Annotated in this window: 13 protein-coding genes; 4 read left to right on the top strand and 9 right to left on the bottom strand. The window is 43.1% G+C overall.

The features are described from left to right. Positions 1–38 precede the first annotated feature (38 nt). From INP83_RS06010 to mutL, 6 genes are all read right to left on the bottom strand, one after another. Complete coding sequence (locus INP83_RS06010; protein ID WP_146269054.1) at positions 39–902, bottom strand: hypothetical protein; 864 nt, start codon at positions 900–902, stop codon at positions 39–41. 93 nt (positions 903–995) lie between these two features. After that, positions 996–2,489, bottom strand: coding sequence for a cysteine--tRNA ligase (gene cysS, locus INP83_RS06005; protein ID WP_219126690.1), 1,494 nt, complete (start codon positions 2,487–2,489; stop codon positions 996–998). A 45-nt stretch (positions 2,490–2,534) separates the two neighbouring features. Next, a complete protein-coding gene (locus tag INP83_RS06000) occupies positions 2,535–3,647 on the bottom strand; it encodes an endonuclease/exonuclease/phosphatase family protein (protein WP_219126689.1) in 1,113 nt (370 codons plus the stop codon). Positions 3,648–3,650: 3 nt separating this feature from the next. After that, on the bottom strand, positions 3,651–4,526 hold the full coding sequence (locus INP83_RS05995; protein WP_219126688.1) for a rhomboid family intramembrane serine protease: 876 nt from the start codon (positions 4,524–4,526) through the stop codon (positions 3,651–3,653). 35 nt (positions 4,527–4,561) lie between these two features. Then, on the bottom strand, positions 4,562–5,278 hold the full coding sequence (locus INP83_RS05990; protein ID WP_219126687.1) for a rhomboid family intramembrane serine protease: 717 nt from the start codon (positions 5,276–5,278) through the stop codon (positions 4,562–4,564). A gap of 38 nt (positions 5,279–5,316) precedes the next feature. Further along, on the bottom strand, positions 5,317–7,182 hold the full coding sequence (mutL, locus tag INP83_RS05985) for a DNA mismatch repair endonuclease MutL (protein WP_219126686.1): 1,866 nt from the start codon (positions 7,180–7,182) through the stop codon (positions 5,317–5,319). Between the two features lie 218 nt (positions 7,183–7,400). On the opposite strand from mutL, the gene INP83_RS05980 reads away from it, so the two are divergent. Both INP83_RS05980 and INP83_RS05975 read left to right on the top strand, forming a co-directional pair. Beyond that, positions 7,401–9,035: an amidohydrolase gene (locus INP83_RS05980; RefSeq protein ID WP_219126685.1), complete on the top strand. Its 1,635-nt coding sequence runs from the start codon at positions 7,401–7,403 to the stop codon at positions 9,033–9,035. Further along, positions 9,022–10,842, top strand: a complete 1,821-nt coding sequence (locus INP83_RS05975; protein ID WP_219126684.1) for a serine hydrolase — start codon at positions 9,022–9,024, stop codon at positions 10,840–10,842. Before INP83_RS05980 ends, INP83_RS05975 begins: the two co-directional genes overlap by 14 nt. Positions 10,843–11,000: 158 nt before the next feature. On the opposite strand, the gene INP83_RS05970 is transcribed toward INP83_RS05975, so the two are convergent. Beyond that, positions 11,001–11,753 (bottom strand): glycosyltransferase family 2 protein, encoded by a 753-nt coding sequence (locus INP83_RS05970; protein WP_146269062.1) that lies wholly within the window; start codon positions 11,751–11,753, stop codon positions 11,001–11,003. Next, on the bottom strand, positions 11,750–13,081 hold the full coding sequence (locus INP83_RS05965; RefSeq protein WP_219126683.1) for a glycosyltransferase family 4 protein: 1,332 nt from the start codon (positions 13,079–13,081) through the stop codon (positions 11,750–11,752). Before INP83_RS05965 ends, INP83_RS05970 begins: the two co-directional genes overlap by 4 nt. Positions 13,082–13,120: 39 nt before the next feature. Here INP83_RS05965 and INP83_RS05960 point away from each other — a divergent pair, with 39 nt between their 5' ends. Further along, a complete protein-coding gene (locus tag INP83_RS05960) occupies positions 13,121–13,648 on the top strand; it encodes a serine acetyltransferase (RefSeq protein WP_219126682.1) in 528 nt (175 codons plus the stop codon). Then, positions 13,648–14,397, top strand: coding sequence for a bifunctional 2-polyprenyl-6-hydroxyphenol methylase/3-demethylubiquinol 3-O-methyltransferase UbiG (locus INP83_RS05955; protein ID WP_219126681.1), 750 nt, complete (start codon positions 13,648–13,650; stop codon positions 14,395–14,397). Before INP83_RS05960 ends, INP83_RS05955 begins: the two co-directional genes overlap by 1 nt. A 223-nt stretch (positions 14,398–14,620) precedes the next feature. Here the strand turns inward: INP83_RS05955 and dnaK are convergent, their stop codons facing one another. Next, positions 14,621–16,528: a molecular chaperone DnaK gene (gene dnaK, locus INP83_RS05950; RefSeq protein ID WP_219126680.1), complete on the bottom strand. Its 1,908-nt coding sequence runs from the start codon at positions 16,526–16,528 to the stop codon at positions 14,621–14,623. Positions 16,529–16,824: the final 296 nt, after the last annotated feature.

Here is a 16,824-nt window from a genome sequence, read left to right as displayed (position 1 = left end):
TATCAGGACTTTTTTGTTGACGTTATTTAATTCAACTATTATTCGATAGTTGAGAATATCTCTAATAACAGATTCCAACGATGATTGTCATCAGCTTCCCAAACGCGTACGTAATTGTAGTTATTAACAATGTTGCCTTTTTTAATGCGGGCTGTACCGTAAGAGTAAGACAGATCGTTACTGCTTGAGCGGCCTGTATTAACCGTTGTGGCTGTAATATTAATAGCCTCGTTGGCAACAAATTTTAATATCTTGTCAACACCTGTTACCGGCTCAAAACCAGGAAAATAAAAACGTGCCTCCGGGCTTAAAAACTCTTTGTAACCAGCCAGTGTAGATAATTCTAATGAATGGTTTAAGGTTTGGTCATTTGCGGTAAGTATCTTCTTACCCGCAAACGGGTCTTTACTTGCGGCCTTTTGCTTTGTTAAGTCAGGCTCTTTAAAGTCAACAGTAGCTTCCTGCTCAGGTTCCGGGTGTTGCTCACCTACATTGATAAGCAATTTGAAAACACCGGTTGTAAGGTCTTTACGCCAAACAGAAATGTAATCACCATAGATCTTGTCGTCATCGCTTTTACCATTTTGATAAACATAAGGGCCTGCAGTAACACCAAGGTCGCCATTAGCTGATATGCGTGCAAATTTTGGTGTAGATGTGAGTTTACCCGGTTGCTTATCAATAGCACCATAGAACTCGGATATCTTTACAAGGTTTGGCCTGAACACGATCCCTTCAGGATCAGCAACTGATAAAAAGCCCTCTTTAATGCCTTTACGTGCAACACTCTTATTAAAACTTTCTTCGGCGGCAACAACATCGTTTACAGATACCTTAACTTGCGCAGCAGCGCCAAGAGCAGTTCCGGAAAGTATTAATGCAACCAGTAATGATTTTTTCATGCTTAGATAGTATAGATTTGATAGGGCAAGTTAATATTAATTTAAAACTGATTACATAATATCACCTGTGCCAATTTGTTTTCTTAATTTTTGTTAAATTCTTATCCAGTCGGTTGTGCCTTGTTTGCTATCATTTAACTGAAACCCGATCTGTTTAAGGCCTTCTCTTATTTTATCTGATGTAGCGTAATCTTTATTTGTTTTCGCTTCATTACGCAGCTTTATTATCAGTTGCATTAGTTCATCAGTATCGCCACCTTCAGTGTCTTCTAACTTTAAACCCAGCACATCAAAAAAGAAAGCGTTATAAGTTTTGCGTAACCTGTCAAAAGTTTCTGTACGTATCTCCCCCGAATTACGGGTAGTGGCCGCATACGAGTTGATCCACTTTGATAGATTGTTCAAAGCCTCTAACGTTTTAGGCGAATTAAAATTGTCATTCATGCTGGCATAGCAATCATCACAAAATCCATTGATAGTCTTATCGGTCTCTTCGTCAATATTCCCAATTTTCTGTTGCTGTAATGCCGCAAGTTTTTTAGCTGATTCTGCCAGTTTTTTGTAAAAGATCTCGGCAGCATCAATTGCCTCGTTTGAGAAATCAACTGTACTGCGATAACTGGCCTGCATAAAAAAGAACCGCATCACCATTGGGCTATACCCTTTTCTAAGCAAGGCATGCTCACCGGTAAAAAGCTGGTAAGGTAAAAAACTGTTACCTACTGATTTTGACATTTTTTGCCCGTTCACCGTAAGCATGTTTGTATGTACCCAATAGTGCGCAGGCGTTTTTCCGCAGCAAGCAATGTTTTGCGCAATTTCATTAGTATGATGAGTAGCCATTAAGTCCATACCACCACCGTGAATGTCAAATTGATGGCCCAGGTATTTATTACTCATTGCAGAACATTCCAGGTGCCAGCCCGGGAAACCCATTCCCCATGGCGACGGCCATTGCATCAGGTGCTCGGGTTTCGCTTTTATCCAAAGTGCAAAATCGAGCTTACCGCGTTTTTCATCCTGGCCGCCAAGGGTGCGGGTATTGTTCAGCAGGTCTTCCAGTTTACGGCCATTAAGTTCGCCGTAATCATGGGTCTCGCTATATTTCTCTACATCAAAATAAACAGAACCACCAACTTCATAGGCAAAACCTGCATCCAATATGGTTTTTACCAATTCAATCTGCTCAATAATATGGCCGGTTGCGGTGGGCTCAATGCTTGGCGGCAGGGTATTAAATATCTCCATTACTTTATGAAAATCTACAGTGTATTTCTGTACGATCTCCATTGGCTCCAGTTGTTCTAATTTGGCTTTTTTGGATACTTTGTCTTCGCCTTCATCGCTATCGCCTTCCAGGTGACCAGCATCAGTTATATTGCGTACATAACGCACCTTATAGCCCAGGTGCAATAAATAACGGTAGATAAGATCGAAAGAAATAAATGTGCGACAGTTGCCCAAATGCACATCGCTATATACAGTAGGCCCGCAAACATACATGCCAACGTGGCCTGGATTAAGCGGGATAAATTCCTCTTTGGTACGTGTTAACGAGTTGTAAACAAACAGTTTTTGTTCCGTCATGAGGGCAAACTTACAATTTTACGCGCTGAGTTTATTTGGCTGTTTTTATTTTAGTGAAACAACGGTGCTTAAAGGATAATGGTCTGACAATTTCTTCTCGATGATCTTATATTCGGCCACTGAAAATTGCGGGCTAACCATCACATAATCTATCTGATAGTTGGGGAACGCACCGTTATAAGTACGGCCCAATCCTGCACCTTTTTCCCTGAATGCGTTTTTTAATCCTTTCGCCATTTGGTTTACCGCAAATGAAGATGGAGTGTCATTAAAGTCGCCGGAAATGATGTATGGATAAGGACATTGTTTAGCGTGGTTCTTAATGATAAAAACATGATCGGCCCGTTTTTGGAACGCAAGCTTTAATTTATAGCCCACCCTTTTTGTAGCGCCAATGTCTGTTTTGCCTTTTGATGACAACTTATCAAGATACTGATAATCCTGGGGCTCAAATTTGATAGACTGCAAGTGAACGCTGTACATCCTGAATATTGTGCTATCTTTCTGTATATCTACATAAATACATTGGTTTCCACTGTTCTTCTCAGACAGTTGTACTAAACCATAAGCCTTAATTGGAAATTTAGAGAAAATGGCCAAGCCGATAGATTCACTTTGGCTGGTCATGGTAGGCTCAAAATAATAATACTGGGCCCGCATCACCTGCTTTAAAGAGTCTATCATATTATAAATACCTTTCTTTTTGGTAAAAAACTCCTGCATGCCTATCACATCAGGCTGTTGCTCGCCAATCAGATTGAGTATCTCATGCTTTGTTGAAACATCGTTTTTGGCGCCAAAACGTTTAAAATCATGCACATTGTAGGTCATGATCCTAAGCTGGTGCTGCGGAGGCGTGCTGCTTTCGCCTGCGGGCAGGCGTATACCTACATTATTGGCAAGCACATTCCAGCCAACGAGGATACTTATTACAGAAATAAGAACAAACCATCTTCTTCTTAATAACCAATACCCTATCATTATCAGGTTACCAACCAATAACGGCGGGTAAGCAAGCCCAAAGAAAGCTATTGGCCAAAACTTACGCGGATCTGTTACCGGTGCCAGGTAGCTTATCAACAAAGCCAGGCAAAGCAGGTAATTTATCCAAAGAAATAGTTTATCAATAAAAGGAAGGTTCCTGTCTCTAAACTTCATTTGTTAATGCTTGCTTAAGCTATCAAGGCTTTCCTTTTCCTGTTTGCTTAAACTATCGTAACCTGTAGCTGATATCTTATCTAAGATCCTGTCTATCTCATCCTGATGTGGTACGCCGGCAACAGCTTTTTTTGCTGAAAAATTGGTGCTTACCACTTTAAGTTTAGGCTTAGGTGCAAACAGTTTGGTGATTCCCCCTACCCAATCATTACCACGTTGCAACTGCTTAATATAAATGAAACCCATAAGCGCGCCACCAAGGTGAGCAATTTCTCCACCTGCGTTGGCACCTGCTATGCCTATAAAATCTATCACAATGTAAAATATAGCCAGCCATTTTAATTTAACCGGACCGATCAAAAACAGTTGGATGGTATAATTGGGCAACAGCGTAGCGGTGGCAATGATTATAGCCATAACGCTGGCTGATGCCCCAACTACAGTGGCGTTAGCCGCAGCGTCTATCCTGGTAAATCCGGGTATCAGGTTATACGCAGCTACAAACAGTAAACCGCCTGCGAGGCCGCCGAAGATATATAATCCGATAGTGCGTTTATTACCCAGGTATTCTTCAAATATCTGCCCCATCCAATACAGCCAAAGCATGTTAAACAGGATGTGAAAAAAACCCGCATGCATAAACATGTAGGTGAAAGGCGTCCAAAAGCGGTGAGCGAGTTTGGGTAATGAGGCAGGTAACAGCAAGTACTCATTGGTGTAGTACATTATCGTATCATCGCCCATGTTATTGGCAAGTTTCCAGATCACCGAGACAATGTTAACCGCCAGAAAAAGTATAACGTTTACGCCAATTAGCAGGCTTAACCTGCTATGCGATTTCAACATTTTATATTGGATGTCCTGCCAAAGCGTACTCATAACCTACTCCACTATTATATACAATTAAACCATTATCAATAGAAATTGTTGGGGCGCTTTATATTCCATAACTTAATTAGCAGGAAGCCAAACAAAGCCCCGCCCAGATGTGCAAAGTGGGCTACATTATCGCCTGCAAACCTGCCTATACCAGAGAACAGCTCTATAGCCACATAACCGATAACTACGTATTTGGCTTTTATAGGGATCGGTATAAAGATGATCATCATCTCCAGGTTTGGGTAAAGCATTGCAAAAGCCACCAATACACCAAATATAGAACCCGATGCACCAACCATTGGCATATTCACCAGCGTGTATAATTTTTGGGCGGCTTCCTGACCGCCTCCGTACTGAAAGTAAGATGCTTCTACACCTGCATTTGGTACAGAGAACGAGCCTGTGATAGCATGTATCTGTATAGCCTGTACAGCCATGTACAATACGTAGCCGCCCAGGCCGGTGATGAAATAGTAATTGAAAAATCTTTTAGAACCTAAAGCATATTCAAGCAATGGCCCAAAAGAGAACAAGGCAAACATATTGAAAAAGATGTGTGATAACCCGCCATGCATAAACATGTAGGTTATGGGCTGCCAGGGTTTAAAAGAAGGCGAAGCGGGATAATACGCAGCGAATAAAGCCTCCATATCAATCACTTTTGCTAAAGCATATGTTGCTATAAAAAAGATGATATTTATAATGATGAGGTTTTTTACAACCGGCGTTAAATTGGCAAATGGTGATTGCATCCTTTTCTATTATTGTAATTATGGTTTAAGCATTGCTGCTATTTTTCAAATCGTTCGGCAAGTTCTACAAGTGTTACCGTGCTGATAACCGGTTTGCCATTTAGGGCAAGGTTTGGCATCTGGCAGGCAAAAAGCTGATCTACCAGTTGGTTCATCTCTTCCATTGATAGCTTTGTGCCGGCTTTCATGGCGCCATTACGGGCAAGCGAACGTGCCAGGTTATCACGCTTATCTAACTTTAGGATGGCCAGGTTGTTTTTAAAACCTTCCAATAACTGCTCAAGCAATTCGTGTTCGTTAGCATTGGTAAGGTCGGCAGGAATCCCCTCAACTACAACGGTGTTACGGCCAAACTCGCGTATATCAAAACCCAAAGCGCGTATATCAGGTAACAGTTCTTTCAATAACTCAAAATCGGCGCTGTTTAGTGTAACCGACTGCGGGAATAAACTTTGCTGGCTAACACCCGAGTGGTTTTGCAATTGCTGTAAAAAACGCTCGTATAAGATACGTTCATGCGCTGCCTGCTGACTTATCAGCATAAACCCTGATTTTATCTGCGAAAGTATATACCTGTTATGCACCTGGAAGAATTGCTTTTCGCTGTTTTTAGTTACATCCTGCTCATTAACTGCCATGGTAGCCGTTTCCTGATGTAATTCATACTGTTGCGTTTCTTCCTTTTTGGCTATTTCGTAAAGCGTATCCCAGTTACGCGGGATGGCTGTACGGTGATCACTTACGCCGGTACTTCTATAAGACGCAGGTTCGCGCTCGTTCGTTTTCTTCTCTGTAGCAAAAGGATTAAAATCCGGATTAAAAGCAATGCTCGGCTGCACAATCTCCTCAAAAGGTTTTGGGGTGATAAGGTGACCGATGCTATTCTCCTGGTCAAAATCAAGCGTTGGTGTAATATTATATTTTCCTAACGAACGCTTTACCGCAGAGCGAATAATTGCATAAATAGATTTCTCATCATGGTACTTGATCTCCGTTTTTGTAGGATGCACATTGATATCGATCTTGGCCGGATCAATGTCAATAAATAATACATACAGCGGATAAGTATCATCAGGCAATAATTCCTGGAAAGCTATCAGTACCGCATGGTTAAGGTAATTATCCTTTATAAACCGGTTGTTTACGAAAAAGAACTGTTCGCCTCGGGTTTTACGCGCAAATTCGGGTTTGCCAACAAAGCCATGCAGTTTGATGATGGTCGTATCCTCCTCAACCGGCACTAATCGCTGGTTATAGTTATTACCAAACAAGTGTACAATGCGCTGCTTAAGCGATGCCGCGGGCAAATGGTACACTTCCTGCCCGTCGTGGTGCAGGGTTAAAAATATCTGCGGATTAGCCAACGCCACACGCTGAAACTCATCAATGATATGACGCATCTCCACTGGGTTACTTTTTAAAAAGTTACGGCGGGCAGGGGTGTTGTAAAATAGGTTTTTAACCGAAATGGAGGTGCCCGTAGGCGCTGAGCAAGCTTCCTGACTGATCACTTCCGACCCTTCTATAAGGATACATGTTCCTAACTCATCTTCATGGCGGCGGGTCTTCAATTCAACCTGTGCAATAGCCGCGATAGATGCCATTGCCTCTCCCCTGAAACCCATGGTACGGATGGCAAAAAGGTCTTCAGCCTTGCGGATCTTCGATGTGGCATGGCGCTCAAAGCACATACGCGCATCAGTTAGGCTCATGCCGCAGCCATTATCAATTACCTGCATCAGGGCCTTACCTGCATCTTTTAAGATCAGCTGAATTTTATCGGCACCGGCATCTATAGCGTTCTCTATCAATTCTTTTACTGCCGATGCTGGTCGTTGCACCACCTCACCTGCGGCTATCTGGTTGGCAACGGCATCCGGTAAAAGCTGAATTATATCTGGCATTAAAAAATCTTCCCTTCTCTGTTCGGCCTCTCCCTGCCCTCTCCAAAGGAAAGGGTTAAAAAGGTATAGCCCGTCTCCTTTGGAGAGGGGTTTGGGGCGAGGCTTTCTTTAACCACCTTTTCAGGTGCTAAATTAATTATTTGATTGCATAACTTTACGGTTACATAGTTGTATATACTATTTGTGTTGACAATATTTACATCCGCCTGTTTATCAATATGAAGAAACCTCTCCTCGCAATACTATTGCTTGCAGCCGCTTGCAAACCCAAAAAGGAATATAACGCCGACCTGCTCATCAAAAATGCTGTTGTTTACACCGTCGATAGTACTTTTTCTACTGCAAATGCATTTGTAGTGAGCAATGGCAAGATACAGGCAGTTGGTAACATAGACTCGCTTGAAGATAAATACGTGGCACGCGAGGTGATAGATGCGCAGGGCAAAGCGGTTTATCCGGGGTTTATTGATGCTCACGCACATTTTATGGAGTATGGGCTGGGCTTGCAATACGCAAATTTAGTAGGTCTTAAAAGCTGGCAGGCCACATTGGATACCGTTAAAAATTATGCTACCCATAGAACAGAAGGCTGGATAGTTGGATGGGGCTGGGACCAAAACACCTGGGCAAACAAAGCATTCCCTAACAAGGCAAAGCTAGATTCGCTATTCCCTGTACGCCCGGTTATTTTGAATCGAGTTGACGGCCATGCAGCTATTGCAAACCAGGCGGCGTTGAATATAGCGGGTGTTAAGCCCGGACAAAAAATTATAGGTGGCTCCATTGAAACCATCAATGGCAAGCTAACAGGCATTTTGGTGGATAACGCCGTTGGTATTGTTACCCGCAAAATACCTACCCCAACCGAGCCGATGATACAGGCTGCCCTGCTGGATGCTCAAAAGAACTGCTTTGCTGTAGGCTTAACCACTGTTGATGATTGCGGAGTTCCTTACCAGCTTATAAATGTAATTGCGCAACTTCAGCACAAAGGCGACCTTAAGATGCGCCTGTACCTGATGCTGGCAGATCAACCAGAAAATTATGACTACCTGTTTAAACGTGGCGCCTATAAAACACCAGGTTTAAATGTACGCGCCTTTAAGGTTTATGCCGATGGCGCTTTGGGTTCGCGTGGGGCCTGTTTGCTGAAACCATATACCGACCAACCTAAATGGAACGGATTTTTGTTGAGCCAAAAAACACATTTTGAAGAGGTTGCTAAAAAAATTGCCGAACATGGTTTCCAGATGGCAACGCACGCCATTGGGGACTCTGCCAACAGAATGATCTTAAAGATATATGCAGAGAACCTGAAAGGTAAGAATGATAAACGCTGGAGAATTGAGCATGCGCAGATCATCTCACCAGAGGACATAAAACTGTTTGGCGATAACAACATTATACCGTCTGTACAGCCTACACACGCTACATCAGACATGGCATGGGCAGTTAAACGCCTCGGTGCTGATCGGCTTAAAACGGCTTATGCCTACAAAAATCTGCTTAAGCAAAATGGATGGATTCCCTTGGGTACCGATTTCCCGGTTGAAAATATAAATCCTATGTACACGTTTTATGCTGCAGTTGAACGAAAGGATCTAAAGGGCCAGCCGGATGGGGGATTTCAAATGGAGAATGCCCTTAACCGCAAGGAAGCCCTGCGCGGCATGACCATATGGGCAGCCAAAGCAAATTTTGAAGAGAAGGAAAAGGGCAGTATTGAGCCGGGCAAATTTGCCGACTTCGTTATCCTCGACCAGGATATCATGAAAGCCAGGGGCAGCGAGTTGCCAAAAATTAAAGTGTTAAAAACGTTTGTAAATGGTGTTAAGGTTTATGAGAAAAAATAAGCGCGGTTTATACTTAACTGCACTGTTCGGGTTAATTTTAGTTCATTCGGCTTGTGCGCAGCCACAGCCATTTACCGGAAAAGCATATGTAAATGAACAGCGGTCTGCAGAGCAGGCCACCGTATTGCTTAACAACGAAAAGAATATTATTCCACTACGTAACCTGGATAACAACAGGATAGCGAGCATCCATTTCTCTACAGCTTATGCCGTTGGCTTTGACAGCCTTTTAAACAAGTATGCCAAAGTTGATGTGATAAATGGAACCGATTACATGGGTGCCAAACCGCTTGATATGCTGGTACAGGACACCAAGTTTTATCAAACGCTTATCCTCCAACTTACCGACGCTGAATTGAGTAATCCGCAGATCATCCAGTTCATCAAAAATAATCAGAAAATGAAGGATGTGGTGATATCATTCATTGGTAACAGCGCTTCACTTGTTCAACTGAATGATATTACAGCTCCTGTTATCTGGTCGGCAAGGGTATCACCTGTTTCGGCTTTATTTAGCGCACAGGCCATATTTGGCGGTGTTTCGATAACGCAAAGGCTCACTAAAAGCTATTCGCCTAAATATGCTGCTAATACGGGCTTTATTACTTCAAAAGTTCGTTTGCAATACACTGTACCGGAAGATGCCGGTATTAATGCCGATAACCTGAACAGCGCCATAGATGCCATCGCCCGCGAGGCCATTGCGCAGCGTGCTACGCCAGGCTGTGTAGTATTAGTGGCCAAGGATGGAAAGGTGATCTTCAATAAAGCATATGGCTACCACATGTATGACAATGGTATACAGGATAAGATAACTGATATATTCGATGTTGCATCCATGACTAAAATATCGGCTACCACGATGGAGGCCATGCAATTGTACGATCAGGGTAAACTAAACCTCGACTCAACCATCGGCAGTTATATGCCTATAGCCCGCAACACTAATAAAAAAACTTTATCTGTCCGCGAAATATTAGAACACCAGGCAGGCCTTATACCGGATATTAAAACCTTTGAAGTTGTAAAACCTACTGACCATACCGTTGACTCATCTGCAGCTTTCCCAACTAAAGTAAACGAGGGTTATTACCTGCGAAGAAATTATTTCGAGGATGTGATGCTGCCGGCAATGTTAACCTCGCCGGTAAAAACCCGCGGCCAATATGTGTACAGTGATGTAGGTTTGATATTCGCGCAGCAAATAGTTGAAACTATTACATCAACCCCGCTTAACCTTTACGTACAAAAGAAATTTTATGATCCGCTTGGCATGCAAACCGCTGGTTTTTTGCCGCTAATGCGTTTCCCGGCTGTACGAATTGCGCCAACAGAAGATGACAGGAAAGACCGTAAAGCACTGCTTGACGGCTACGTACATGACCCAACTGCAGCTTTAATGGGCGGCGTTGCCGGGCACGCAGGCCTATTTGCCAGCGCAAACGATATAGCCATCCTTTATCAGATGATGCTTAACCGCGGCACCTACGGCGGTGTCCAATATATTAAACCGGAAACGGTTGACCTATGGACTTCGAAACAATCCGCGGTTAGTCGCCGTGGTATTGGCTTTGACCGCTGGGATCCAATTACCGACAGGCATTACCCATCAAAACTGGCATCAGACCAAACTTACGGACATACCGGTTTTACAGGCACTTGCATTTGGGTAGATCCTAAATATAACCTGGTGTATGTTTTCTTATCCAACCGTGTTTATCCTAATGTGGGTAACAAACTTGGTAGTTTAAACATACGCCCGCGCATACAGGATGCAGTTTACGAGGCAATACAGAAAGGAATGTAGCATCGTGAACATAGCATGATGAAAGGGTGGCTTACAAGAGGCCACCCTTTTTTTTGCAATCAAAAAGAGTGCGTTGCAATAGAAGTTCGCTTTGATGTTTTTTTAATAAGAATTTGCAAACTTTCAGATCCTGAAACAAGTTCAGGACGACGATAGGATCAATCGTTCGTCCTTCTATTCAGCAGCCAATACCAGGCGAGGTTAAAGGCGATCACACCGTGATTAAAAAGCGTCGGTACCAAACCGTAATGTCTTTTCATGATATCAAAACGCTCCAGCAGGCTTTGGCGGTGTTTGGCTTTTGACATACCTCCTACCAAGTATTTGGCAACGTAGCCTTCAACCTTTACGATCTTCTTTGCGTTCTTTGCTGCTTTGATGATCCAGTCAATGTCAGCGCTGAGCTGATATTTTGGATCGTATGGTTCTACCAAGGAGCGCTTAATGTAAATTGCCTGATGGCTAACGCTCATACCATATTTAAAACTTCGCCAGTTAAACTTTTCAGGAGCTTTGTGTCGGCGGCGGCCAAGGCTTTGGCGCTCGTCACTAACCATTTCGGTTTCGCCGTAGTAAATGTCGGCATCTGGCGAAGCAGCAAATACTTTAGCAACTGTGTTGGTGTCATAAAACTCATCGCCCGAGTTCATGAAGATAATGTAGTCGCCTGTGGCTAACACAAGCCCCTTATTCATGGCATCATAAATGCCTTTGTCTTTTTCGCTGATAAGTTTGGCTAACTTGTCTTCGTATTTTTTAACTACATCCAACGTCCCATCGTTTGATGCGCCATCGATAACAATATACTCGATATCCGGATAGGTTTGATTCAAAACAGATAGCATAGTTCGTTCAATATCGCGAACATTGTTATATACAATGGTTATAACCGAAAGTACGGGCTGTTTCATCCGTTTACGGGCTTTAATACTGATTGGTAAAGGGAGATATACTGACCGGCAACCTTCTCGTTATTAAAAACACGTTTCACTTTGTAGCGTGCCGCAGATGAATATTTGTCCCACTCATGGGTGTTAAGCAACATTTGCAGGCCGGTTGCCAGATCTGATGATGATTTAAATTCAGCAAGGTAGCCATTGGTCCAGTGATCTACCAGGTCAGGAATGCCGCCGGTATTGAAGGCGACCACGGGCGTTCCGCAGGCCATAGCTTCCATAATCATATTGGGCAGGTTATCTTCTACCGAAGGCGAAATGAAAACATCAGCAAGGCTGTAGATCTCTGCCAGGTCTGATGGAGATGTAATCGTATTCAGTTGGTGCACCGGGAATGGTAGCGTTGAAGTATCGAAATGCTTGTTTTTTCCAAAGATCACAATCTCCACACGCTCATCAGCAGATAAAGCTTTTAAATGATCTAAAGCTTCCACCAGGAAATTTATCCCTTTACGGCGGTCATTAATATTAGCGGCACCGAACAAGATCACTTTAGCGCTATCGGTTACTTTCCACTTGGCACGCATGGCTGCTTTATCTTTAGGCGAGAATACTTCCGTATCAATAGGATTAGGGATAGCCTCAATCATAAAACCTTTAAGCAGGCTGCTTTTCATGGCTACCTCGCCCAACCAATGGCTGCAGGTTACGATAGACAGATTTTTCGCCTGCTCGAACAAACTACTTTTACGCAGCCATCCGCTATGCGACAGGTCGTCATCCTGTGGATCACGCAGGAAATAGCAATTGCCGCACTGGTTTTTAAAGTGGTTACAAGGGCCTGCATAATGGCAGCCACCGGTAAAGGCCCACATATCGTGGAGCGTCCAAACCACTGGTTTATTTAACGCAAGAAGTTTTTTAAGATCTTGTACAGAAAGGAAGCCGGAGTTTGTCCAGTGAATGTGTATAACATCCGCCTGTTTGATCACATCATCCTTGGTTATATCGGTACCGACGTTTGCAGTTGAGAATGCAAAGCGTACAGCCTTCTCGCGTTCTTCAAATAAAATATAGGGAATCCGTTCCAACAAAAAATTGAACCGCGCTTTCAGCTTTCCAAAAAAGCTTTGGTTAACGCCATGTACATGCTCGGCCTGGCGGCGCTGTTCCTGCACCACCACGGTTGCCTCAATGCCATGTTGCCTAAGGGCGTTAAGCAAGCGCATGCAGGCCTCTGCTGCGCCCCCGCCTGCATCAGATGTATTTATGAGTGCAACCTTCATTTCCCGCGGCAAGTATAATGATACTAAATATAAAAATTTTACTTTTGATTGCTTCATTTGCGTTTAAATGAAGTTTAAGCATCATCGGCAAAATAAATGGGTTTCTTTAGCTACATATTCCAGGATTGGAGGGCTAACCGCGGCAACGTGAAGGGGCGCCTGGTGCTAACCATGTTCAGGCTGGTGAATGCCATTAACACATATACCCTCAGCAAGATCATCTTTTTCCCTTACCTGATGTTCTACCGCTTTTTTGTAGAATGGACGTTAGGCGTTGAACTGCCGCGTAAACTTACCATCGGGCCTAACTTTGTTTTCTATCACGGTCAGGGCCTTGTTGTTAATAACAAAGTAGTCATCGGCGAGAATTGCGTGCTACGGAATGGCGTTGTAATAGGCCACAAAAAAATGGCAGACGGTTCGCTTAGCGGTTGCCCTCGCTTGGGTGATAATGTTGATGTAGGCGCTAACGTTTGCATAATAGGAGATATAGTAATTGGTAATAATGTAACCATTGGTGCCGGTGCCGTGGTAGTAAAAAGCATACCCAATAACAGCGTAGCGGTTGGGAACCCGGCGCGGGTATTTAATAACAGGGTAGAGAGCCCAATTGAAAGCATCTGATGGATAATAATTTACTTACCGACCGCCCTTTTTGGAAATCGTTTTGGGAATCGCGCAAGGGGTTGATCTTTAAGATCAAGCCTAATTACGTTTTTGGCGATATACTGGGCAAGATCATCAAGGAAAAGGGCATCAAAAATGCCATTGAGTTAGGGGGCTTCCCGGGGTATTATTCCATTTATCTAAAAAAATATCAGCATCTTAGAACTACGCTGCTGGATTATTTTATCCATCAGGAACTGATAGATCAACTGCTTACCGTCAATGAGCTTAAGCCCGGCGATATCGATATCATCGAAACCGATCTGTTTACTTATGAGCCTAAAGAGAAATTTGATATGGTGCTCTCTTTTGGGTTAATAGAGCATTTTAATGACACGCAATTCATCATTAAAGAACACCTTAAGTTTTTAAAGCCCGGCGGAACCTTATTTATAACGCTGCCTAACTTTAAAGCTGTTAACGGTTGGGTTCAAAAAAACTTCGACAAAGAGAATTACGATAAGCACAACATCAGTAGCATGAACCTTAACTTGCTGCGCGATAGCTGCAAAGCCTTGGGTTTAAAAGATATTGAAACTTACTACCACGGCAAGTTTACCGTTTGGCTGGAAAATAAATCAGAACAATCGGCCATTGCCAAAGGGATTGTTAAAGCGATATGGATTGTTGGTAAGGTGTTCACTAAAATTATACCCATAGATAGTAAATCGTTGTCGCCGTATATAGTGGTGAAAGCAACGTTGTAGGCTTCGTTGGTATTGAGTCATTATACTTCGCTGTCATTGAGTCATTGCTTTCAAGTGTTATGTCATTGCGAGCGATAGCGCGGCAATCTCGTCGCTTAAAGATATAAACGCGATGAGATTGCTACGTCGCTGGCGCTCCTCGCAACGACATGGTTTATGAAATGAGCACAAAAAAAGCCGGAACATTTAATGTTCCGGCTTTTCAATTTATCAGGAGAACCGATTATTTAACCTCTTCGAAGTCAACATCAGTTACGTTATCGGCATTGCCGCCCTGTTCGCCACCTTGAGGCTGGCCTGCATCAGCACCCGGCTGTTGGCCTGCTTCAGCAGAAGCTTTGTACATATCTTCAGAAGCTGCTGTCCAGGCAGTGTTCAGCTCTGTTTGTGCTGTTTCTATTTCTTCTAAGTTTTTAGAAGAGTACGCAGCTTTCAGTTTTTCCAAACCGGCTTCGATAGGCGCTTTTTTATCAGCAGGTATCTTGTCACCGTATTCTTTCAACTGTTTCTCGGTAGAGAAGATCAAAGCATCAGCACTGTTCAGTTTTTCAACTTCTTCTTTTGCTTTTTTATCGGCATCAGCGTTGGCTTCAGCTTCATCTTTCATTTTCTTGATCTCAGCATCAGTTAAGCCTGAAGATGCTTCGATACGGATCTTTTGCTCTTTCCCGGTAGCTTTATCTTTTGCCGATACGTGTAATATACCGTTAGCATCAATATCGAAGGTTACTTCAATTTGAGGCACACCGCGTGGTGCTGGTGGTATCCCATCCAGGTGGAAACGGCCTATGGTGCGGTTAGCAGATGCCATTGGGCGCTCACCTTGTAAGATATGGATCTCTACTGATGGCTGGCTGTCAGACGCAGTTGAGAACGTTTCAGATTTTTTGGTTGGGATGGTAGTGTTAGATTCTATCAGTTTGGTCATCACACCGCCCATGGTTTCGATACCTAATGAAAGCGGGGTAACATCTAACAATAACACATCTTTTACTTCGCCGGTTAATACACCGCCTTGTATAGCAGCACCAATAGCTACTACTTCATCAGGGTTAACACCTTTTGACGGTGCTTTACCGAAGAATTTTTGTACGGCATCCTGAATAGCAGGGATACGTGTTGAACCACCAACCAGGATGATCTCGTCGATATCTGATGCGCTGTAACCTGCGTTTTTCAAAGCAGTTTTACATGGGTCGATAGTACGTTTGATCAGGCTATCAGCCAATTGCTCAAATTTTGCACGGGTTAAAGTTTTAACCAGGTGTTTTGGGCCTTCGGCACCTGCAGTAATGTATGGCAGGTTAATTTCAGTTTGAGTTGAGCTTGATAACTCAATTTTAGCCTTCTCAGCTGCTTCTTTTAAGCGTTGTAAAGCCATTGGGTCTTTACGCAGGTCTACACCTTCGTCGCTTTTAAATTCGTCAGCCATCCAGTCAATGATCACCTGGTCAAAGTCATCACCACCTAAGTGAGTATCACCATCGGTTGATTTTACTTCGAAAACGCCATCACCTAACTCCAGTACAGAAACGTCATGTGTACCACCACCGCAGTCAAACACAACAATTTTCATGTCTTTGTGTGCTTTATCCAAACCGTAGGCAAGGGCAGCAGCAGTAGGCTCGTTGATGATACGGCGTACTTTCAGGCCTGCAATTTCACCGGCTTCTTTAGTAGCCTGGCGTTGTGCATCATTAAAGTATGCAGGTACGGTGATAACCGCTTCAGTAACTTCAGATCCAATAAAGTCTTCTGCTGTTTTCTTCATTTTCTGAAGTATCATGGCAGAGATCTCTTGCGGAGTATATTTACGGTCGCCGATTTCAACACGTGGAGTGTTGTTGTCGCCCTTTACAACTTTGTAAGGTACACGACCAACTTCATTAGTAACCTCATTAAACTGGTTACCCATAAAGCGTTTGATTGAATAGATAGTTTTTGTAGGGTTTGTAATAGCCTGGCGTTTAGCAGGATCGCCTACTTTACGCTCACCATCGTTAACAAAAGCTACAACGGATGGCGTAGTACGTTTACCCTCACTGTTTGCAATAACTACAGGCTCGTTACCTTCCATTACTGCAACGCAGGAGTTGGTTGTTCCTAAGTCAATTCCAATTATTTTAGACATATTATGATGATTGATATTTTATTGATTAATGTTTTGTTTCTCCCACTATTTATCAATGCTTGTGCCAATATTATTTTGGCAGAAAATCAAATAATTTAGTGTCAGTACTTGTACAATCAGTCAGGCAGTGATTACTTTTCGGTGACAGGTTGGCAGGGAAAAAGGAAGAGATTAGTTAACTTGTAATCAGAGATTAAGTATGACTATGTATTTAAGCTCTTTCAAAACATTACTTACTCAATTGAAGTCTTGCCTCTACCCTATAATTAACTAATCACCAATTTAATCTCCTGTTT

The sequence above is a fragment of the Mucilaginibacter sp. 21P genome (genome assembly GCF_019331605.1).
Lineage (GTDB): Bacteria > Bacteroidota > Bacteroidia > Sphingobacteriales > Sphingobacteriaceae > Mucilaginibacter > Mucilaginibacter achroorhodeus.
Note: the sequence above shows the minus strand (reverse complement) of the source record. Positions and strands in the feature narration are given on the sequence as shown.